Genomic DNA, 18,776 nt, shown 5'->3' with positions numbered 1-18,776 from the left:
AATTCATCATGAAACAAATCGTCACTTTAGAAAATATATCTTGTCAAAATTGCGTGAAACACGTCACTGAGCACTTCCTAAAATTAGAAGGTGTATCGGACGTTCAAATTGATTTAGATACAAAGGTTGCTACTGTCACCACAGACCGCGCTTACAGCGCAGCAGATTACCAGGCAGCACTCGCTAAAACAATTTATAAAGTTGTTGCTGTTGCATAGAAAAACAGGCAGACATTGTTATTCAAAGATAACGATGTCTGCCTATCATTTTTTTAAATCAATCCTTTTTCAAAACTTTGAGAGCTGGCTTCGACACTAATTGTTTCAAGTGTAAAAGGATGTGTGAAAGTTAAGCGATGAGCATGAAGCATGAGGCGCTCTGCCTTTTGAGGATTGTACAATGGGTCGCCGATAATGGGGTATCCATGATGAGCAAGATGTACACGAATTTGGTGAGTGCGTCCAGTTTTAAGCTGGCACTTAACGAGGGTATTGTTTCCAATTTCTTTGAGCTTGGTGACCTGCGTTTCAGCGTATTGGCCGTTTTTGTTATCCACCAGCCGTTTTCGTCGATCGTGGCGGTCACGCCCGATTTTATCCGTATAGATTTGACGTTTTTTGGGAAATGCTCCTTGTACCAAAGCCCAATACTCACGCGAAATTTTCTTGTTTTCTAGCAATCGATTTAAGATTGGCAAGATAAAAGGGTTTTTCGCAAAAAGAACTGCTCCGCTCGTTTCCTTGTCTAAGCGATGAACGACATAGCAAGTATCTCCAGCATAAGCAGAGACATGATTTAAAAGCGCCAGCTCTGTTGGTTCATTGGCATGTGTTTTCAGGCCTTCGGGCTTGTTGACGATGATGATGTGTTCATCTTGGTATAATTCTTCCACAAAATCAGCTTTGCCCATTAAAATAGACTTTTTCGGATAATCTTCTTCGTCAAAAATCAATGTAATTTCGTCATGTGGGTGGACAATACTCTGCCAATTGATTGATTCATGGTTGACGAAGACATGTTTTTTGATACGCCAAAAATGGCGAATCTTCCGTGGAATCAAAAAATGTTCTTCAAGAAGCTCTTTGACTGTCATTTCTGGCAAACCTTGTGGAATCGTAATCGTAAATTGCATGATTTTATTGTAACAAAATAGCTGATGATTGAAAATAGCCAGCTAAAGATTGAACAATTTCTTAAAGTTTTCTAAACTGAACGCTTAATAAGAGGTCCTTTCTTGTCTGGATATGGAGAAGGTGATAGAATAAGGATATGAAAAAATTGAGTGAATTATTTGAAATAGCAGTAAATCATTTTAAAAAGGAAAGTCCTGAGCGTAAGCATCAAGAGGTGACAGAGGTTGAAGAGGCTGAATCACATTTGAGTCGTTCTGGGAAAAGCCGAAAAAAACCGATTTCTCAACATCCATTTCGTCGATTTTGGCGTCGCTATCACCTGACGAAGATTGTCTTGATTTTGGGACTTGGTTTTGGCTTGGTGACAGGAGGCTATCTCTTTTATGTTGCCAAATCCACTAATGTGAATGATTTGCAGAATGCTTTGAAAGCAACGACATCTATTTATGATAAGGACGGCAAAAAAGCTGGAAGTTTGTCAGGTCAAAAGGGAACTTACGTAGAATTGTCTCAGATTAGCCCGAATTTGCAACATGCTGTCATTGCGACAGAAGACCGTTCTTTTTATAAAAATAGTGGGATTAACTACGGTCGTTTTATCATGGCGATTTTGACAGCGGGACGTTCTGGCGGTGGCTCCACCATTACGCAGCAATTAGCCAAAAATGCTTACCTATCTCAAGATCAGACTATTGAGCGGAAAGCAAAAGAATTTTTCCTTGCTTTGGAATTAACCAAGAAATATAGTAAGAATCAGATTCTCACCATGTACCTTAACAATTCTTACTTTGGGAATGGTGTGTGGGGTGTAGAAGATGCCTCTAAAAAATATTTCGGCGTATCTGCTAGCCAGTTGACACTTGACCAGTCTGCTACCTTGGCGGGCATGCTTAAAGGACCGGAGCTATACAATCCCATTGCTTCTATCAAAAATGCAACCAATCGGCGCAATACCGTTCTGCAAAATATGGTAGCTACTGGCTATATCAATCAAACGACAGCTGATCAGGCAGCAGCGAATGGATTGGGTAGTCAATTGGTAGATGCTTACACAGGAAAATCAGCAGATTATCGTTATCCGTCTTACTTTGATGCGGTTATCAATGAAGCAGTTCAAGATTATGGCTTAACAGAAGCTGATATTGTCAATAACGGCTATCGTATTTACACAGAGCTAGATCAGAATTACCAAGCTAGCATGCAAGTTATCTATGATCGCGAAGATTTATTCCCGCAAGCAGCCGATGGGACAAGAGCTCAATCAGGTAGCGTGGCACTTGACCCTAAAACGGGAGGAGTTCGCGCTTTGGTTGGTCAGGTAAACAGTGATATAAATGCTGGTTTTAGAAGTTTTAACTATGCCACACAATCGTCAAGAAGTCCTGGTTCCACCATTAAGCCCTTGGTTGTTTATAGCCCCGCAGTTGATGCAGGCTGGTCTATCAATAAAGAATTGGATAATAGTACAACAACGTATGGAACTTACACTGTGAATAACTATGGCGGGATTCAATCCAGTCCGACTGTGCCAATGTATCAGGCTTTAGCGCAATCCTTAAATATTCCAGCAGTTGCTGCAGCTAATGAATTAGGACTGAAAAAAGTTTTTGAATATGGTAAAAAATTTGGCTTGAATATGGATAAAGTGGAGCAGACCCTTGGAGTGGCTCTTGGTAGTGGCGTAGCAACTAATCCGCTTCAAATGGCACAAGCCTACTCGACTTTTGCAAATAATGGAGTTATGAATGATGCTCATTTGATTACCAAAATTGAAAATGCTAGTGGACAAGTCGTTAAAACTCATAAATCAACTTCAACGCGAGTGCTCAATCGCTCAACAACAGAAAAAATGACCAGTATGATGCTGGGAACATTTACCAATGGTACAGGTGTTTATGCAGCTCCTTACGGCTATGACATGGCTGGGAAGACAGGAACGACAGAGACTGATTTTAACCCAGATTTGTCAGGAGACCAATGGGTTATTGGTTACACGCCAGATGTGGTGATTAGTCAGTGGCTAGGTTTTCCAAAGACAGATGAAAATCATTATCTTACAGGCACCAGTGCCAATGAAGCTTCAGCTATTTTCCGAAGTGTGGCAAATAGTATCCTACCGTACACCAATGGTACGAAATTTGGTGACGAAAATGCCTATGCCAAAAACGGCATTGCACCGGTTGATACGAGTGGTACAAATGACACTGCAAATCAAAGTAACAATCCTTCAGATATTTTGAAAGATGTACAGGATAAAGCTAAGAACTTGGTTGACCAAGCGAAGAAAGCTATTGACGATGCTAAGATTCCTGAAAAAGCACAGAATCTTTGGGACACGGTGAAGAGTTGGTTCCAATAGGCTTGTCAAAAATGGGCTTTCTTGATATAATAAACAAGATGGAGGCGTTATGGCACTAAAAAAAGCGAGTCTGGCGTGCACGGTTTGTGGATCGAGAAACTATTCAATCAAATTGAGTAGTACGCCAAAACCAAAACGTCTGGAAGTAAATAAATATTGTAAGCATTGTAGTAAATACACGATTCATAAAGAAACTAGATAGGAGAAAGTTGTGAGATTCATTAAAGATACATTTCAAGTATTAAAAGATACAACTTGGCCAACTAGAAAGCAAAGCTGGGTAGATTTTATCTCAGTTATGGAATACACAGCTTTCTTTGTTGTCATTATTTATCTTTTCGACCTACTTGTTACAAGAGGTTTGGTACGATTGTTAAATATCTTTTAATTTTTAGCCTGCTTGCTATTTGTCAAGTAGGTTTTTATTGTAAAAAATAGCAGTAAAAAGGTTACATTGGCTATTTTTGTGGTATAATAGGGCTAGAAAGAAACCGAAGCCCACAGGCTTTTTTATTTAGGAAAGGAAGAACGATGGACAGTTTTGATAAAGGCTGGTTTGTCTTGCAGACATACTCAGGATATGAAAATAAAGTAAAGGAAAATCTTTTACAGCGTGCGCAAACCTATAATATGTTAGAAAATATTTTGCGCGTGGAAATCCCAACGCAAACGGTGCAAGTGGAAAAGAACGGAAAAACCAAAGAAGTTGAAGAAAACCGCTTCCCAGGTTATGTCTTGGTAGAAATGGTGATGACAGACGAAGCGTGGTTTGTCGTACGGAACACACCAAACGTAACAGGCTTTGTCGGCTCACATGGAAACCGCTCTAAACCAACACCACTTTTGGAAGAGGAAATCCGCCAAATCTTGATTTCAATGGGACAAACCGTTCAAGAATTTGATATTGATGTGAAAGTTGGCGATACCGTACGTATCATTGACGGCGCTTTTGCAGATTATACGGGTAAAATCACTGAAATTGACAACAACAAAGTGAAGATGATTATTTCGCTGTTCGGAAATGATACAGTTGCCGAAGTAAATCTGAACCAAATTGCTGAATTATAATCAAAAAGCAAGCTAGAATCAGTACATGCAGAAATTGATTCCTAGCCTGCTTTTTTATGCTATCTATTTTTATCCAAAATAATAAATTCATTTTAAAACTACTTGCCCACCAACTTTATCAGATTTGATCTGATTTAACCGAACAAAAAAATAAAAAAGCCCTATTTTACGGGCTTTTCATTCGGTTAATTCCTGATAAGTCAGGTACTGAAAGGCGGTAGACGGATTTGAACCGACGATCAAGCTTTTGCAGAGCCGTGCCTTACCACTTGGCTATACCGCCACAACTTTTACTATTTTATCGTAAAAAATCGTTTTCGTCAAGAGTGTAGACTGCTATCTCCTTGTAAAATTTTCGCGCTTCTTTGCCTGAGTTCAAGCAATAAAGCAGCCGAGTTATCATTTGGAGGGCTATAAAAAAGCAGAATGCCTCTTGTAAAATGGAAGAAATTTTGATATGATAGTAGATGTCGTGTAATCGGCAAATACTCATTTCAGATGAATCGTGAAATTGTTGCCTACGGGTGATTTTGCGAGTTGAAATCTGAAAGAGGAAAAAAACAAAAAGGAGACATTACTCATGGCAGTAATTTCAATGAAACAACTTCTTGAGGCTGGCGTACACTTTGGTCACCAAACTCGTCGCTGGAACCCTAAGATGGCTAAGTATATCTTCACAGAACGTAACGGTATCCACGTTATCGACTTGCAACAAACTGTAAAATTTGCAGATCAAGCATACGACTTTATGCGTGATGCAGCTGCTAACGATGCAGTTATCTTGTTTGTTGGTACCAAAAAACAAGCTGCTGACGCTGTAAAAGAAGAAGCAGAACGTGCTGGTCAATACTACATCAACCACCGTTGGTTGGGTGGAACACTTACAAACTGGGAAACGATTCAAAAACGTGTTGCTCGTTTGAAAGAAATCAAACGTATGGAAGAAGATGGAATTTTTGACGTTCTTCCTAAGAAAGAAGTTGCCCTTCTTAACAAGCAACGTGCTCGTCTTGAAAAATTCTTGGGTGGTATCGAAGAAATGCCGCGTATCCCAGATGTAATGTACGTTGTAGATCCACATAAAGAACAAATCGCTGTTAAAGAAGCTAAAAAATTAGGTATTCCAGTTGTAGCGATGGTGGATACAAATACAGATCCAGATGACATTGATGTCATCATCCCAGCTAACGACGATGCTATTCGTGCTGTTAAATTGATCACTGCGAAAATGGCTGATGCGATTATCGAAGGCCGTCAAGGTGAAGATAATGTTGAATCAGTAGAAGCAGAATTGGCTGCAACTGATACACAAGCAGATTCTATCGAAGAAATCGTTGAAGTTGTCGAAGGATCAAACGAATAATCAAGTAACGAACCTATGGGGCGGGGCCTAGCCCTCCCCTTTTTATTAAATAAAAGCATAATATCTTAATTGGAGGATCAAAATGGCAGAAATTACAGCTAAGCTTGTAAAAGAATTGCGCGAAAAATCTGGTGCTGGTGTCATGGACGCTAAAAAAGCACTTGTAGAAGTAGATGGCGATATCGAAAAAGCAATTGAATTGCTTCGTGAAAAAGGTATGGCAAAAGCTGCTAAAAAAGCAGACCGTGTTGCTGCTGAAGGTTTGACTGGTGTCTATGTGAACGGCAATGTTGCCGCTATCGTTGAAGTAAATTCAGAAACAGACTTTGTGGCGAAAAATGCTCAATTTGTTGAATTGGTAAACGAAACAGCTAAAGTTATCGCAGAAGGCAAACCAGCTAACAACGAAGAAGCTCTTGCTTTGACAATGTCTTCAGGAGAAACGCTTGAAGCTGCTTATGTTAGTGCAACTGCTACCATCGGAGAAAAAATCTCATTCCGTCGTTTTGCAGTTGTTGAAAAAGCAGATGATCAAGTATTTGGTGCTTACCAACACAATGGCGGACGTATCGGAGTAATCACTGTTCTTTCAGGTAGTGACGAAGATCTTGCAAAACACGTGGCAATGCACGCTGCAGCTATGAAACCTTCTGTTCTTTCATACAAAGAATTGAGCGAAGAATTTATCCATGATGAATTAGCTCAAATGAACCACAAGATTGACCAAGATAATGAAAGTCGTGCAATGGTTGGTAAACCAGCACTTCCACACTACAAATTTGGTTCTAAACTTCAATTGACGGATGAAGTGATTGCACAAGCTGAAGAAGACATCAAAGCTGCTCTTGCTGCCGAAGGCAAACCAGAAAAAATCTGGGATAAAATCATTCCTGGTAAAATGGATCGCTTTATGTTAGACAATACAAAAGTTGACCAACAATATACACTATTGGCACAAGTTTACATCATGGATGACAGCAAAACCGTTGAAGCATTCCTTGAAAGTCAAGGGACTACAATCGCTAGCTTCACTCGTTTTGAAGTAGGTGACGGTATTGAAAAAGCTGCCAATGATTTTGAATCAGAAGTAGCTGCTACGATGGCTGCTGCACTTGGACAAAACTAAGTCAATCAACTATTTAAATAACAAACAAAAGGTTAGAGAACAAGTCCAGTTCTCTAACCTTTTCTAGTTAGTGACTATTGCTATTTTACAATTCTTTTAGTGAATCCCTTGTGGGAAATGACTAACTCTACAAAGATTAAAACAATTAAGGAGATGAGTAGATAAGTAATTTCAGAGTAAGTGAAAGCGATTCGGTAAGTTTGTGTAAACAGAATAGCAAAGACACTAGTGACAACAATGGCTAAGTCAATTGTCCATTTTGTTTTGGGTTTTATTGAAGACGGTTCAAATAAAAACGGGGCAAACAAACAGGCGACTAATGTGGCGACTTGAACATCTACATAGTCAGCAGAAATAATTGTAAAAAAGAATAAAGTTGAAAACAACCAAACCAGTACATGACGTGTATATTTGAACCAATCCATTTTCATTCATTTGGCCTCCTTTTATTGATATCGTCAAATTTTCATCTATATTATAACGCTTAAAATTTAAAAAGCAAGCGTTTACACTCGAATTATTGCTGATAAATAAGCTTTTTCACTTGCTTGAATAATCAGACTTTTCAGTTTTTCATTTGGCTCTTTTTCTTTCAAAAACGGAAGAATTTCGGTATAATAATAGTCAAAGATAGTCAATGTCAGTTGCGGGTATTGTGCATAGAGTGAGACCTAAAGGAAAGGAGTTGTCATGAGTAGTAAAAATACATCAGATAGTATTGAAGAATATATTAAAGCTCTTTTGGCGCAGGCGGGGATTGCAGAGTTGAAGCGAAGCGAGATTGCGGACGTTTTTCAGGTTGTTCCCAGCCAGATAAATTATGTGATAAAGACGCGCTTTACAGAAAGTCGCGGCTATGTTGTTGAAAGCAAGCGTGGTGGAGGCGGCTACATTCGAATTGGTCGGATTGAGTTTTCCAATCATCATGAGCTACTTTGTGATTTGCTGCATAGCATTGGCGAGCAGATTAATCAGCAGGTCTTTACAGATATCATTCAGCTATTGTTTGATGAAAAAATCATGACAGAACGAGAAGGAAATCTTCTTTTAGCAACGGCAACAGACAGGGTATTGGGAGTAAATGCTGCACAGATTCGTGCGCGAATGTTAAAGAAAATTTTACAACAAGTTGATAGAAAAGGGAAAAACTAATATATGAAATATTCAAAAGCTTTGACAGAAAGTATTGAATCAGCACAACTGTTAGCGAGTCATTTTGAAACGGATTATTTGGAGTCTTGGCATTTATTGATTGCGATGGCAAACAATCCTTATAGTGTTGCTGGTTCAGTTTTAAACGATTATCCACTTGAAATTGATGACTTTGAAAAGGCAGCTTTTCACATCACGGGAAAGGTTTATCAACAGGATGGAACCTTTACCATTTGGCCGTTTTCTTATCGCATGAAAGTGTTGTTTTTAACAGCTGAACGAATTGCAGAGGCTGTTCATGCTAAGAATCTTGGGACAGAGCATGTGTTGCTAGCCATGCTGTTTGACAGAGGAAGTTTGGCGGCACGTATCCTTGAATTTACAGGCTTTAGTTATGAAGATAAAGAAGGCGTTTTGCGCATGACAGATCTTCGGAAGAATTTAGAGCATAAGGCTAGCTGGAGCAAAGAGGATATAAAGGCTATTCGCCACTTAAATAAAAATGCTGCTGCAGCAAAACAAACGATGGCCAATATGATGGGAATGCCTCCTTCTACCAGCGGAGGGTTAGAAGATTACACCCGTGATTTAACCGAAATGGCTCATGCTGGTCTTTTGGAACCGGTCGTTGGGCGTGATGAAGAAATTTCGCGCATGCTTCAGATTTTAAGTCGCAAGACGAAAAATAATCCAGTGTTGGTAGGAGATGCTGGAGTTGGGAAGACAGCATTAGCCCTTGGTTTGGCGCAACGTGTCGCTGCTGGTCAAGTTCCAAATAAGCTTGCAAAGATGAGAGTTCTAGAGTTAGATTTGATGAATGTGGTGGCTGGAACTCGTTTCCGTGGTGATTTTGAAGAGCGGATGAACAATATTATCAATGATATTGAAGCAGATGGACATGTGATTCTCTTTATTGATGAGCTTCATACTATTATGGGTTCTGGCAGCGGGATTGACTCGACATTAGATGCAGCGAACATTCTCAAGCCAGCTTTGGCTAGAGGGACACTCAGAACGGTTGGCGCAACGACACAAGAAGAGTACCAGAAATATATTGAAAAGGACGCAGCTCTTTCACGGAGATTTGCCAAGGTTACTATTGAAGAGCCGACGGTAGCTGATAGTATTGCGATTTTACAGGGACTCAAGAAAAGTTATGAAGAGCACCACAAAGTGGTGATTACAGATTCAGCGATTGAGACAGCTGTTAAGTATGCTCATCGTTATCTAACCAGCAAACATCTACCTGACTCGGCGATCGATTTGCTAGATGAAGCTGCCGCAACGGTACAAAATAAAGGTCCGCAAAATCATGTAAAAGCAGAATTGAGTGCAGCAGACGAGGCTTTAATGGCAGGCGATTGGAAAAAGGTTGGCACTTTGTTGGAGAAAGAAAATCAGCCAATTGTCTATAAACTAAAGGTTAAAGACGAGGATATTTTGGCAACACTCAGCGGTTTATCGGGCATTCCTGTGCAAAAGTTGACGCAAACAGATGCGAAGAAATACCTCCATTTAGAAAAGGAGCTGCACAAACGGGTCATTGGGCAAAATGAAGCAATTTCTGCTATCAGTCGAGCGATTCGGCGCAATCAATCCGGCATCCGCACCAGCAAACGTCCCATCGGATCGTTTATGTTCTTGGGTCCAACTGGGGTTGGAAAAACTGAGTTGGCTAAGGCCTTGGCAGAAGTTCTCTTTGATGATGAGTCAGCACTTATTCGCTTTGATATGAGTGAATACATGGAGAAATTTGCGGCCAGTCGTCTCAATGGAGCGCCTCCAGGTTATGTCGGTTATGAAGAAGGGGGCGAATTGACTGAAAAAGTTCGCAATCGTCCTTACTCTGTGCTCCTCTTTGACGAGGTAGAAAAGGCACACCCTGATATTTTCAATGTGCTTCTCCAGGTCTTAGATGATGGGGTGCTGACCGACAGCAAGGGACGCAAGGTGGATTTTTCTAATATCATTATCATTATGACCAGCAATCTTGGTGCGACAAGTTTGCGGGATGATAAGACGGTCGGTTTTGGAGCGCGTGATGCCCGCTTTGGCCATGAAAGCATGGAAAAACGGATGATGGAAGAACTCAAGAAAAGTTATCGTCCGGAATTTATCAATCGAATTGATGAAAAGGTTGTTTTCCATAGCCTGACTAGCGAAGACATGCAAGAAGTGGTAAAAATTATGGTGAAACCACTCATTGTCAGTCTCGCTGAAAAAGGAATTGAGCTGAAATTCCAACCTAGCGCTTTGAAACTTCTGGCTCAAGAGGGTTATGACCCTGAAATGGGAGCAAGGCCACTTCGCAGAACTCTACAAACTCAGGTAGAAGATCATTTATCCGAATTACTTTTAGCTGGTGAGTTAAAGACAGGACAACGTTTGAAAGTCGGTGTTAAAGCCGGGCAGCTGAAGTTTGAAGTGCTATGAGTTTTTTGAAACATTCAGGGATAGATAAGGATTTAAAAGATGAACATTCGTGAAATGACAGAAGCGGATTATGATCAGGTTTATCAATTGTGGTTGTCGTGTGCAGGCATGGGATTGAATGATTTAGATGATTCAAAAGAGGGAATTGCTCGGTTTTTGCAAAGAAATCCTCAAACTTGTCTGGTAGCAGTAGAAAATCAAACGATTATCGGAGCGATTTTAGTTGGTTCAGACGGACGAAGAGCCTATATCTACCATACAGCTGTTCATCCGAACTATCGCAGGAGAGGGATTGCAAGACAGCTGGTTGAGGCGGTTTTAACCGTCCTAGATGATTTGAAAATTCATAAGGTTGCCTTAGTTGTTTTCAAAAGAAATACAGAAGGAAATCAGTTTTGGGAAAAATTAGGTTTCTCTGTTCGAGAAGATCTCATTTACCGTAATCAAGCGAGGACTGAAATGACTCGGATAGATACCTAGTAGAAAGTGCTGTTTAAATAAAAAGCACCAACCATTTGGGAATAATTTTCCAGATGATTGGTGTTTTTTGATGTTTAGACTTGTAGCAATTCTTCGATTTCCGCAAGGCTGTTGGCTTGGGAAATAGCACCGCGGAGTTTGGCAGCACCAGCAGTTCCGCGGAGGTAATGAGGTGCTAAACCACGAAATTCTCGAACAGCGATATGTTCGCCTTTAAGGTCAATCAAGCGCTTCAAATGATCGTAAGCGATGTGCATTTTATCCTCAAAGCTGAGGTCGGGCAAGATTTCTCCCGTTTCAAAATAGTGATTGATTTGATGAAAGAGATAAGGATTGCCCATAGCAGCGCGTCCAATCATGACTGCGTCAGCACCGACTTCTTCTATGCGTTGTTTGGCATCTTGAACGGTGCGAATATCGCCATTGGCAATGAAAGGAATCTTGATTAAGGCTTGAGCAACATGGTGGAGGGTTTCAAGATCAGCCTGCCCAGTGTACATTTGTTCGCGTGTGCGTCCGTGCATAGCAAGAGCCGACACACCAGCAGCTTCAGCTGCCAGAGCATTTTCAACAGCTAGTGAAGCGTCCGACCAACCAGTGCGCATTTTCACAGTCAACGGAATATTGAGAACAGACCGAACCTTGCTGATAATAGAATAAATCTTGTCTGGATCCTTGAGCCATTTTGCACCAGCTTCGTTTTTGACAATTTTATTGACGGGACAGCCCATATTAATGTCCACAATATCTGTTTGGGTATTTTCTTGGATAAACTCGGCTGCGCGCGCCAAACTATCTTCGTCACTGCCAAACAATTGAATGGAAACAGGATGTTCCCCTTCATCAATATGCAGCATGTGGAGTGTCTTTTCGTTGTTGTATTGAATGCCCTTGTCTGAGACCATTTCCATGACGACAAGTCCTGCACCAAGCTCTTTTGCAATCGTCCGAAAAGCCGAATTGGTCACACCTGCCATAGGAGCGAGAACCGTTCGGTTGGGAATTTTTACATCGCCAATCAGAAAAGGGGTATTAAGATTTGTCACGAATGAGTTCCTCCAAGTCTTTCTCGTCAAAATGATATGTGCTTTGGCAGAATTGACAGGTGATTTCAGCGCCGTGGTCTTCGTCTCGCATTTCTTCAAGGTCTGACTTAGGTAGGCTTGAGAGAGCATTTAGGAAACGCTCTTTGCTGCAATCGCATTGGAAGCGGAGTTCTTCTTCTGACAATCGTTTGTAAGGCTCATTACCATAGATAGCTGAAAGCAGGGCTTCAATATGATTTTCGGATTCTAAAAGTGTTGAAATAGCAGGCATTTCTTGGATTCGCTTTTCAAAGCGAGCGATTTCTGCTTCTTTGGCACCAGGAAGGACTTGCAAGAGGAAACCACCAGCAACCTTGACCTTGTCATTGGTATCTAGTAGAACATTTAACCCGACAGCTGACGGAGTTTGCTGACTTTCTGTTAGATAGAATGCCAAATCTTCGCCAATCTCACCGGACACAAGTGGCGTCATAGAATGATAAGGATTTCCAGTTCCATAGTCTGTAATGACGAGAAATTCGCCATTTCCAACGAATGGTCCGACCAGCACTTCCCCCGTTGCAGTCTTTTTTATGTCTACGCCGGGATTTTGCACATAGCCTTTGACCGTACCTTTTGTATCTGCAACGGTGATAATAGCACCGAGAGAGCTTGTCCCTAGAACTTTGACGGTGATTTTTGTATCTCCTTTTTCATTTGCGACAAGGATTTGACTGGCAATGAGCGTGCGGCCTAGTGCTACAGTTGAGCTGGCCTGAGTGTGATGCTTTTCTTGAGCTGTCCGAACGGTTTCAGTACTGTCTAGTACATAAGCTCGGAAAGCTCCGTTTTCTGAAATAGTTTTAATAATCTTGTCCATACCTTTTATTGTAACATAAAAAAAGAAAAGGGAGCGGGACAAAAATCGGTATTTCGTAAGAAATTGATTTTGTTGTCCCACCCCCCATAGTTGACGAGGCTGGTCTCATTCTTTGCATAGCAAGGAATGAAAACCACCAAGCGCCCACTTCGTTTCGGTGAAAAAATAGTATATCATAAGAATTTAGAAAACTCTTGTTCCAGTCCATTAGTTTTCGTTTATAGTCCGTTCATCCACTTCTTTTTGAGTTTCTTTTCCCTGATCTAGCAAAGCCTGGATAATCTTTTGGTCGCGCAGTTTAACAGAGTCGTTAATGGTTTCAGCGGATTGGATAACAGTCGCTTCAAGGAGAGCGCGTTTTTCCCGTCCTTTGTCAATAGCTTCGATAATACCTTGGTTTTGAGCGACTAAGCTTTCAGCCAACTTAGTAACAGATTCGACTGCAATTGTTGGATTTTGCGAGATTCTCTCCATTTGTGGAATGACTTCTTTGCTGGTTTCAGCCAGCATTTGAAGCGCTGCATTGTTGGCATTAGAAATGGCGTCCGCTACCTGACCAGATTTCATTGATTGTTGCAAAATGCCTAGTTGAGCAATAGAGAGCTTCATGGTCGGAATGGTATTGCGACGGAGCATGCCGAGTTTTTGGCGCATATCAGAAGACACCTTCACGAGATTACGCATTTGCGGGGTAGTGGCCCAAGCAACATACAGACGGCTAATGTATTCAGTATGTTGCTGTTCCAATGTATTGACAACTTCAGTCAAGCGGGCCAATTCTTGTGATTTGGTTTGGTAATCTAGAGTGGCGGTATCTAATTGTGCCACTTCATTTTGAAGAGTCAAGGCACGCGCACCGGCTTTTCTTTGACTGGCTTCGATAAAGGAAATGACACCGACTAGATTTTCAATGGATTTGGTATTGTCTTCGATCAACATCTCAGCAGAAACGATATTGCGTGCAAGTACATCTTCTTGCTTGACGACAGTAGCAGCCATTCCGTCCATTTTTTGCTCGATATTTTGTGAATCAAAATAGAACTCTTGCAAGGTATTCTTGCTTTGTTTAAAGAGTTTTTCTAAGAAATTTGGCTTTTTATCTAGTTCTGCAATTTGAGCATCCTTGTACTTAGCAACAAAACCATTTAATTCTTTATTAGTATTTTTTAGCAATTCATCGACTTGTGGGATTTGAAGTTTCTTTTGCTCGGCTAAAATACGGTTGACAGTGTTATTAACATCTTCGACTGCGGCTTGCCCAAAATCTAAAAGAGCATTTTGGTCGGAAATAAAGTTATCTACCAACTGTGGGGCTTTTGCCACGATAGCATTTTGTTGCTCAGGAGTTAATTTCTCCAAAAAAGTTAACTGCCCATTTGCTTGAGTTTTGGTTGATTCAATGATTTCAGTGGTTTTATCCGTTTTCGTAATGGCATTGTTAGCGATTTTGTCAATGTCGAAGTTAAATTCTTGGCTCATAAGGTCTCCTTTTGATGTTATAGTTCTGTGTTCGTCTCTTTTTTAGTTAAAATCCGCAAGCTGATGTCAAAATCTCGCAGATCAGCTTCGTTGAGCTGACGGAGTGTTTCATCCAAGTCTAAATCAAACTGCTCAATAGCCGCTTTGGCACTGGAGAGCCGTTCCTCAGCATTGTAAAAATCTTTCGGGGAAGCCTTGATTTTTAGGTAACCCTCCAAAATATCCTCATAATGCTCCATTTGAGATTGATGAATAGCAGTTAATTCTTCCTTGTTGTTGCTTTCTGATTGAGAAATTTTCTTGAGAATAGCTTCATGGTCGGTTTGGATATTGTGAATGGTTTCGAGCAATTCTGGTGCTAATTCTTCAAGGCTTGACTTTGTACTCTCAGCATCTTGCGTGCGGAGGTTGTAAAGTTGAGCATGAATGTCTGCTGTTACGTCTTGCACTTTCCGTTGAATCCGCTGGTAAATTTCAGGCGAGATATGTTTTTTCAAGGTATCAGTCCGACCTTGGATATAGCTTAATTGAGGTAAGAGCTGTTCAGCCAACTGTTGGTATTTTTCATAAGACTTTTCTTCCAGATAAGCATCCAATTGTCTGATTCGACTATCTGCGGCACCGATTTCCTCTTTTAAATCTTCAATTTGCTGACTGGCGCTAGGTCCTGTGATTTTTTTCGGCTGCTGGGTTGCATAGTAGTAAATTCCGTAGCCTATACCGACAGCAAAGAGGATTGGGATGAGGTACTGCATAATAATACCGACTGCGATAAAAATAAGCAGTATACCAATCCATCTTCTCGAACGTACATTTCTATAATCTCTTCTGGACATAAATTCTATAATCCCGTTTCTTCTGAAATTTCTAAGTCTATTTTAGCATAAAAAAGCATCAAAGACGGAACTGAACAATATTTTTAATAAAAAGTTTGGCTGAAAATAATCATGGACTGCTAAGATTTTTCAAAAATTTCTTGACTTAGAGTGCACTCCAAGGTATATAATAAAAGTGTAAATATTTTATCTTTTTGATGAATGTGGAGCATCATCTTTTTAATAGAGAAAGGAGCAATAAGATGAAAGCAGCAGTTTTTGTAGAACTAGGGAAAATGGAGGTAAGAGAGGTTGCGCGTCCGCAGTTGGAAAAGGAAACGGATGCGATTATCCGAATTGTCAGAGCTTGTGTATGTGGTTCTGACTTGTGGTGGTTCCGTGGCATTTCTAAGCGCGAGCCAAACACATTAGCGGGTCACGAAGCGATTGGTGTGGTAGAAGAAGTCGGATCGGCTGTGACGGATATAAAAGCAGGTGATTTTGTCGTTGTACCCTTTACTCATGGCTGCGGGCATTGTGCGGCTTGTCGTGCCGGCTTTGATGGTAATTGCTTAAATATGGAAGATGGAAGTAATGCTGGCTATCAAGGAGAGTACCTTCGCTTTACAAATGCCAATTGGGCTTTGGTTAAAATTCCAGGACAGCCAGAGGATTATTCTGATGATAAGCTGAATTCACTCTTGACTTTGGCTGATGTAATGGCGACGGGTTATCATGCGGCAAAGACAGCTGAAGTAAAGGCAGGGGATACAGTCGTTGTTATGGGAGACGGAGCCGTTGGTTTGTGCGGTGTTATTGCTGCCAAGCTATTAGGGGCTGAACGGATTATTGCGATGAGCCGTCATGCAGATCGTCAAGCACTAGCGCGTGAATTTGGTGCAACTGATATTGTTGCAGAGCGGGGAGACGAAGCTGTTGAGAAAGTCCTTCAATTGACCGATGGAGCAGGCGCAGATGCTGTCTTAGAATGCGTTGGAACAGAACAATCTGTGGATACGGCTACTAAAATTGCTCGTCCAGGCGCTGTTGTTGGTCGTGTAGGAGTGCCGCAAAAAGCAGAAATGAATACCAATAATCTTTTCTGGAAGAACATTGGTCTGCGTGGAGGAATTGCGTCTGTTACGACTTATGACAAGGAAGTTTTGCTAGATGCCGTTTTAAAAGGTCGCATTGAACCGGGGAAAGTCTTTACCAAACGCTTTACTTTGGACACGATTCAAGAAGCCTATGAAGCAATGGACAAGCGTGAAGCGATTAAGTCGTTGGTTATCATCGGACAATAACAAAAGAGGTTTTGAATGAACATTAAGAAAGTGAGTGAATTGACAGGGATAACGGCTGATACGATTCGGTATTATGAGCGGATCGGTCTCATTCCTCCTGTCCCACGAAATCAAGCAGGCATTCGGGATTTTAGCCAGCACGATATTGATATTTTGGAATTTGTCCGTTGTTTTAAAAAGGCTGGAATGTCCGTAGAAAGTTTGATTGATTACATTGGCCTGCTGGATAAAGGAGAGGTTAGTATTTCAGCTCGCTTGGCTATTTTGCAAGACGAGAAAGAAAAACTGGAAGAGCGTGTCAATCAGCTACAGCAAACCTTAGATCGTTTGAATTACAAAATTGAAAATTATAAAAATAAAATTGTTCCTATAGAAAAAGAGCTTTTTGAAGAAAAAGGAGACGAATAATGTCAAAAAAACAAACAGCGGGTCGCGACAATCTAGGAGAATTTGCTCCTAAATTTGCAGAGTTAAATGATGATGTCCTCTTTGGGCAAGTTTGGTCAAGAGAGGAAGAGCTGTCGCCTAAACTTCGTTCAATTGTGACAGTATCGGTTCTGATGACTGCTGGCAATTTCGAGCAGTTGGAACATCATCTAGCCTTCGCCAAGTCAAATGGGGTAACTAAGGAAGAAATAGCCGAAATCATTACCCATGCAGCCTTTTATATGGGCTGGCCTAAGGCTTGGTCTGCATTTAACCGTGCAAAAGAGATTTGGAAATAAAATATGTGAAAAATAGAACCTCTTGGCTTATAGTGAACTCCAAGTGGTATACTGTTTTTGAGAAGGATATACCTATTTATACAAGCACAACCTGTAATTACTGGAATAATGTTAATGTGAATTGCATTTACAAGTATTATGTGTTGTGATTGATGTAAAGCGATATATAATTCTTCTATTTTAATAAAGGAAACGGAGAAATAAAATGAAAACAACTGTCTTTATGAAGCCTGGTCAAGTAACTGTCAAAGAAGTAGATATGCCAAAGATTATGGAAAAAGATGATGTGATTTTGCGAGTGGTTCGCACCTGTGTCTGTGGTTCGGATTTATGGAATTATCGTGGGGATGATGCCAAAGAAGAAGGCTCCATGAACTCTGGGCACGAAGTCATTGGGATTGTAGAAGAAGCTGGCGAAGACATTACGACTTTTAAAAAAGGAGACTTTGTCATTGCGCCATTCATTCATGGCTGTGGACATTGTGCGGCTTGTGAAGCTGGATTTGAAGGGGATTGTCAAGGTCATCCAATGGGGGAAAATTTCTCTGATGGCTACCAAGCAGAATATGTTCGTTATCAACATGCGAATTGGTCCTTGATTAAGATTCCGGGACAACCTAGTGATTATACGGAAGGCATGATTGCCAACTTCATGGCGCTTGCGGATGTGATGCCAACAGGTTACCACGCTGCGCGTGTAGCACATGTGAAAACAGGTGATACAGTTGCTATTGTTGGTGACGGAGCTGTTGGACTTTGTGCTGTTATTGCTGCAAAATTGCGTGGTGCAAAACGCATTATTATCATGAGCCGTCATGAAGATCGTCAGAAATTAGCTCTTGAATTCGGTGCAACAGATATTGTTGCAGAGCGCGGTGAAGAAGGTATCGCTAAGGTCAAAGAATTAACCAACGGTGCTGGCTGCGATGCTGTTTTGGAATGTGTCGGAACGCATTTATCAACCGAGACAGCAATTGGAATTGCTCGTCCAGGTGCTGTTGTCGGACGCGTTGGTGTACCTCATACAGGAGACATCAATATTGGTGACTACTGGATGGTCAATTTGGCAATGGCTGGTGGACCAGCTTCTTGTACAACTTATGACAAAGAAATCTTGCTAAAAGCAGTTCTAGACGGTCAAATCAATCCTGGTAAAGTTTTCACTCAATCTTACAAATTAGAAGACATTGACCAAGCCTATAAAGACATGGCTGACAGAAAAACGATTAAAGCTATGATTGTGATGAATTAAGAGTTCCGAAAGAGGTTGGTAGAATCCGACCTCTTTTATGATTGTGAATGTTAGTCCAATAGTTCTCAAATACCTTCATTTTTGATAAAATAAAAGATAAATTGCAAGAATAAGTGCAACATTTACTCTAACTCATCCACTAGAGCTTCATAAGCAGTTCTGTAAGCTAAACATTTTCGTGG

Annotated in this window: 20 protein-coding genes and 1 tRNA gene; 14 read left to right on the top strand and 7 right to left on the bottom strand. The window is 40.9% G+C overall.

Annotated features, from left to right (window positions below):
• Positions 1-8: 8 nt before the first annotated feature.
• A complete protein-coding gene (locus FQ204_RS03165; protein WP_144208529.1) occupies positions 9-218 on the top strand; it encodes a heavy-metal-associated domain-containing protein in 210 nt (69 codons plus the stop codon).
• 53 nt (positions 219-271) lie between these two features.
• Here FQ204_RS03165 and FQ204_RS03160 read toward each other — a convergent pair whose 3' ends face one another.
• Positions 272-1,132 carry an RluA family pseudouridine synthase gene (locus FQ204_RS03160; RefSeq protein WP_144208526.1) on the bottom strand — a complete coding sequence of 287 codons (861 nt, stop codon included), beginning with the start codon at positions 1,130-1,132 and terminating at the stop codon, positions 272-274.
• 137 nt (positions 1,133-1,269) lie between these two features.
• On the opposite strand from FQ204_RS03160, the gene pbp2a reads away from it, so the two are divergent.
• From pbp2a to nusG, 4 genes are all read left to right on the top strand, one after another.
• A complete protein-coding gene (pbp2a, locus tag FQ204_RS03155) occupies positions 1,270-3,492 on the top strand; it encodes a penicillin-binding protein PBP2A (protein WP_144208523.1) in 2,223 nt (740 codons plus the stop codon).
• 49 nt (positions 3,493-3,541) lie between these two features.
• Positions 3,542-3,694, top strand: a complete 153-nt coding sequence (rpmG, locus tag FQ204_RS03150) for a 50S ribosomal protein L33 (protein WP_003074882.1) — start codon at positions 3,542-3,544, stop codon at positions 3,692-3,694.
• A 9-nt stretch (positions 3,695-3,703) separates the two neighbouring features.
• Positions 3,704-3,880, top strand: a complete 177-nt coding sequence (gene secE, locus FQ204_RS03145) for a preprotein translocase subunit SecE (RefSeq protein WP_144208520.1) — start codon at positions 3,704-3,706, stop codon at positions 3,878-3,880.
• Between the two features lie 143 nt (positions 3,881-4,023).
• The gene (nusG, locus tag FQ204_RS03140; protein WP_003027329.1) at positions 4,024-4,560 is read left to right on the top strand and encodes a transcription termination/antitermination protein NusG; all 537 of its coding nucleotides are present in this window, start codon (positions 4,024-4,026) and stop codon (positions 4,558-4,560) included.
• Positions 4,561-4,772: 212 nt separating this feature from the next.
• Here the strand turns inward: nusG and FQ204_RS03135 are convergent.
• Positions 4,773-4,843: transfer RNA gene (locus FQ204_RS03135), tRNA-Cys, on the bottom strand.
• Between the two features lie 297 nt (positions 4,844-5,140).
• On the opposite strand from FQ204_RS03135, the gene rpsB reads away from it, so the two are divergent.
• Together rpsB and tsf are read left to right on the top strand one after the other, a co-directional pair.
• Positions 5,141-5,923, top strand: coding sequence for a 30S ribosomal protein S2 (rpsB, locus tag FQ204_RS03130; protein ID WP_144208517.1), 783 nt, complete (start codon positions 5,141-5,143; stop codon positions 5,921-5,923).
• Positions 5,924-6,005: 82 nt separating this feature from the next.
• Positions 6,006-7,049 carry a translation elongation factor Ts gene (gene tsf / locus FQ204_RS03125; protein ID WP_144208514.1) on the top strand — a complete coding sequence of 348 codons (1,044 nt, stop codon included), beginning with the start codon at positions 6,006-6,008 and terminating at the stop codon, positions 7,047-7,049.
• 80 nt (positions 7,050-7,129) lie between these two features.
• On the opposite strand, the gene FQ204_RS03120 is transcribed toward tsf, so the two are convergent.
• Complete coding sequence (locus tag FQ204_RS03120) at positions 7,130-7,480, bottom strand: hypothetical protein (protein WP_144208511.1); 351 nt, start codon at positions 7,478-7,480, stop codon at positions 7,130-7,132.
• A 259-nt stretch (positions 7,481-7,739) separates the two neighbouring features.
• Here FQ204_RS03120 and FQ204_RS03115 point away from each other — a divergent pair, with 259 nt between their 5' ends.
• Genes FQ204_RS03115 through FQ204_RS03105 form a run of 3 tightly spaced genes read left to right on the top strand, consistent with a single transcriptional unit; the run spans position 7,740 to position 11,114 of the window.
• Positions 7,740-8,201, top strand: a complete 462-nt coding sequence (locus FQ204_RS03115; protein WP_144208508.1) for a CtsR family transcriptional regulator — start codon at positions 7,740-7,742, stop codon at positions 8,199-8,201.
• 3 nt (positions 8,202-8,204) lie between these two features.
• The gene (locus FQ204_RS03110; protein ID WP_144208504.1) at positions 8,205-10,634 is read left to right on the top strand and encodes an ATP-dependent Clp protease ATP-binding subunit; all 2,430 of its coding nucleotides are present in this window, start codon (positions 8,205-8,207) and stop codon (positions 10,632-10,634) included.
• A gap of 39 nt (positions 10,635-10,673) precedes the next feature.
• Positions 10,674-11,114 carry a GNAT family N-acetyltransferase gene (locus FQ204_RS03105; protein ID WP_144208501.1) on the top strand — a complete coding sequence of 147 codons (441 nt, stop codon included), beginning with the start codon at positions 10,674-10,676 and terminating at the stop codon, positions 11,112-11,114.
• A gap of 74 nt (positions 11,115-11,188) precedes the next feature.
• Here FQ204_RS03105 and dusB read toward each other — a convergent pair whose 3' ends face one another.
• The 4 genes from dusB to FQ204_RS03085 form a co-directional block, all read right to left on the bottom strand.
• Complete coding sequence (gene dusB, locus FQ204_RS03100; protein WP_186286680.1) at positions 11,189-12,160, bottom strand: tRNA dihydrouridine synthase DusB; 972 nt, start codon at positions 12,158-12,160, stop codon at positions 11,189-11,191.
• Positions 12,147-13,019: an Hsp33 family molecular chaperone HslO gene (gene hslO, locus FQ204_RS03095; RefSeq protein WP_144208499.1), complete on the bottom strand. Its 873-nt coding sequence runs from the start codon at positions 13,017-13,019 to the stop codon at positions 12,147-12,149. The genes dusB and hslO overlap by 14 nt, the downstream gene beginning before the upstream one ends.
• 207 nt (positions 13,020-13,226) lie before the next feature.
• Positions 13,227-14,498 (bottom strand): toxic anion resistance protein, encoded by a 1,272-nt coding sequence (locus FQ204_RS03090; protein WP_144208496.1) that lies wholly within the window; start codon positions 14,496-14,498, stop codon positions 13,227-13,229.
• A 17-nt stretch (positions 14,499-14,515) separates the two neighbouring features.
• Positions 14,516-15,334, bottom strand: coding sequence for a hypothetical protein (locus FQ204_RS03085; RefSeq protein WP_144208493.1), 819 nt, complete (start codon positions 15,332-15,334; stop codon positions 14,516-14,518).
• 242 nt (positions 15,335-15,576) lie between these two features.
• On the opposite strand from FQ204_RS03085, the gene FQ204_RS03080 reads away from it, so the two are divergent.
• From FQ204_RS03080 to FQ204_RS03065, 4 genes are all read left to right on the top strand, one after another.
• Entirely contained in the window at positions 15,577-16,617 is a 1,041-nt protein-coding gene (locus FQ204_RS03080; protein ID WP_144208490.1) for a zinc-dependent alcohol dehydrogenase family protein, read from the top strand.
• A gap of 15 nt (positions 16,618-16,632) precedes the next feature.
• The gene (nmlR, locus tag FQ204_RS03075) at positions 16,633-17,025 is read left to right on the top strand and encodes a stress response transcriptional regulator NmlR (RefSeq protein ID WP_003036520.1); all 393 of its coding nucleotides are present in this window, start codon (positions 16,633-16,635) and stop codon (positions 17,023-17,025) included.
• A complete protein-coding gene (locus tag FQ204_RS03070) occupies positions 17,025-17,342 on the top strand; it encodes a carboxymuconolactone decarboxylase family protein (RefSeq protein ID WP_144208487.1) in 318 nt (105 codons plus the stop codon). The genes nmlR and FQ204_RS03070 overlap by 1 nt, the downstream gene beginning before the upstream one ends.
• A 205-nt stretch (positions 17,343-17,547) precedes the next feature.
• Positions 17,548-18,594 (top strand): zinc-dependent alcohol dehydrogenase family protein, encoded by a 1,047-nt coding sequence (locus tag FQ204_RS03065; protein WP_144208484.1) that lies wholly within the window; start codon positions 17,548-17,550, stop codon positions 18,592-18,594.
• Positions 18,595-18,776: the final 182 nt, after the last annotated feature.

The sequence above is a fragment of the Streptococcus constellatus genome, assembly GCF_902167705.1.
GTDB lineage: Bacteria > Bacillota > Bacilli > Lactobacillales > Streptococcaceae > Streptococcus > Streptococcus constellatus_A.
The sequence above is the reverse complement of the archived record's forward strand: the minus strand, read 5'-3'. Positions and strand labels throughout refer to the sequence as shown.

Coding starts and splice junctions, on each gene's coding strand:
- FQ204_RS03090 (WP_144208496.1), bottom strand. CDS start 14,498: ATGAGCCAAGAATTTAACTTCGACATTGACAAAATCGCTAACAATGCC.
- rpsB (WP_144208517.1), top strand. CDS start 5,141: ATGGCAGTAATTTCAATGAAACAACTTCTTGAGGCTGGCGTACACTTT.
- FQ204_RS03070 (WP_144208487.1), top strand. CDS start 17,025: ATGTCAAAAAAACAAACAGCGGGTCGCGACAATCTAGGAGAATTTGCT.
- nusG (WP_003027329.1), top strand. CDS start 4,024: ATGGACAGTTTTGATAAAGGCTGGTTTGTCTTGCAGACATACTCAGGA.
- FQ204_RS03165 (WP_144208529.1), top strand. CDS start 9: ATGAAACAAATCGTCACTTTAGAAAATATATCTTGTCAAAATTGCGTG.
- FQ204_RS03080 (WP_144208490.1), top strand. CDS start 15,577: ATGAAAGCAGCAGTTTTTGTAGAACTAGGGAAAATGGAGGTAAGAGAG.
- FQ204_RS03160 (WP_144208526.1), bottom strand. CDS start 1,132: ATGCAATTTACGATTACGATTCCACAAGGTTTGCCAGAAATGACAGTC.
- nmlR (WP_003036520.1), top strand. CDS start 16,633: ATGAACATTAAGAAAGTGAGTGAATTGACAGGGATAACGGCTGATACG.
- FQ204_RS03120 (WP_144208511.1), bottom strand. CDS start 7,480: ATGAAAATGGATTGGTTCAAATATACACGTCATGTACTGGTTTGGTTG.
- FQ204_RS03115 (WP_144208508.1), top strand. CDS start 7,740: ATGAGTAGTAAAAATACATCAGATAGTATTGAAGAATATATTAAAGCT.
- FQ204_RS03110 (WP_144208504.1), top strand. CDS start 8,205: ATGAAATATTCAAAAGCTTTGACAGAAAGTATTGAATCAGCACAACTG.
- FQ204_RS03105 (WP_144208501.1), top strand. CDS start 10,674: ATGAACATTCGTGAAATGACAGAAGCGGATTATGATCAGGTTTATCAA.
- FQ204_RS03085 (WP_144208493.1), bottom strand. CDS start 15,334: ATGTCCAGAAGAGATTATAGAAATGTACGTTCGAGAAGATGGATTGGT.
- rpmG (WP_003074882.1), top strand. CDS start 3,542: ATGGCACTAAAAAAAGCGAGTCTGGCGTGCACGGTTTGTGGATCGAGA.
- hslO (WP_144208499.1), bottom strand. CDS start 13,019: ATGGACAAGATTATTAAAACTATTTCAGAAAACGGAGCTTTCCGAGCT.
- pbp2a (WP_144208523.1), top strand. CDS start 1,270: ATGAAAAAATTGAGTGAATTATTTGAAATAGCAGTAAATCATTTTAAA.
- FQ204_RS03065 (WP_144208484.1), top strand. CDS start 17,548: ATGAAAACAACTGTCTTTATGAAGCCTGGTCAAGTAACTGTCAAAGAA.
- tsf (WP_144208514.1), top strand. CDS start 6,006: ATGGCAGAAATTACAGCTAAGCTTGTAAAAGAATTGCGCGAAAAATCT.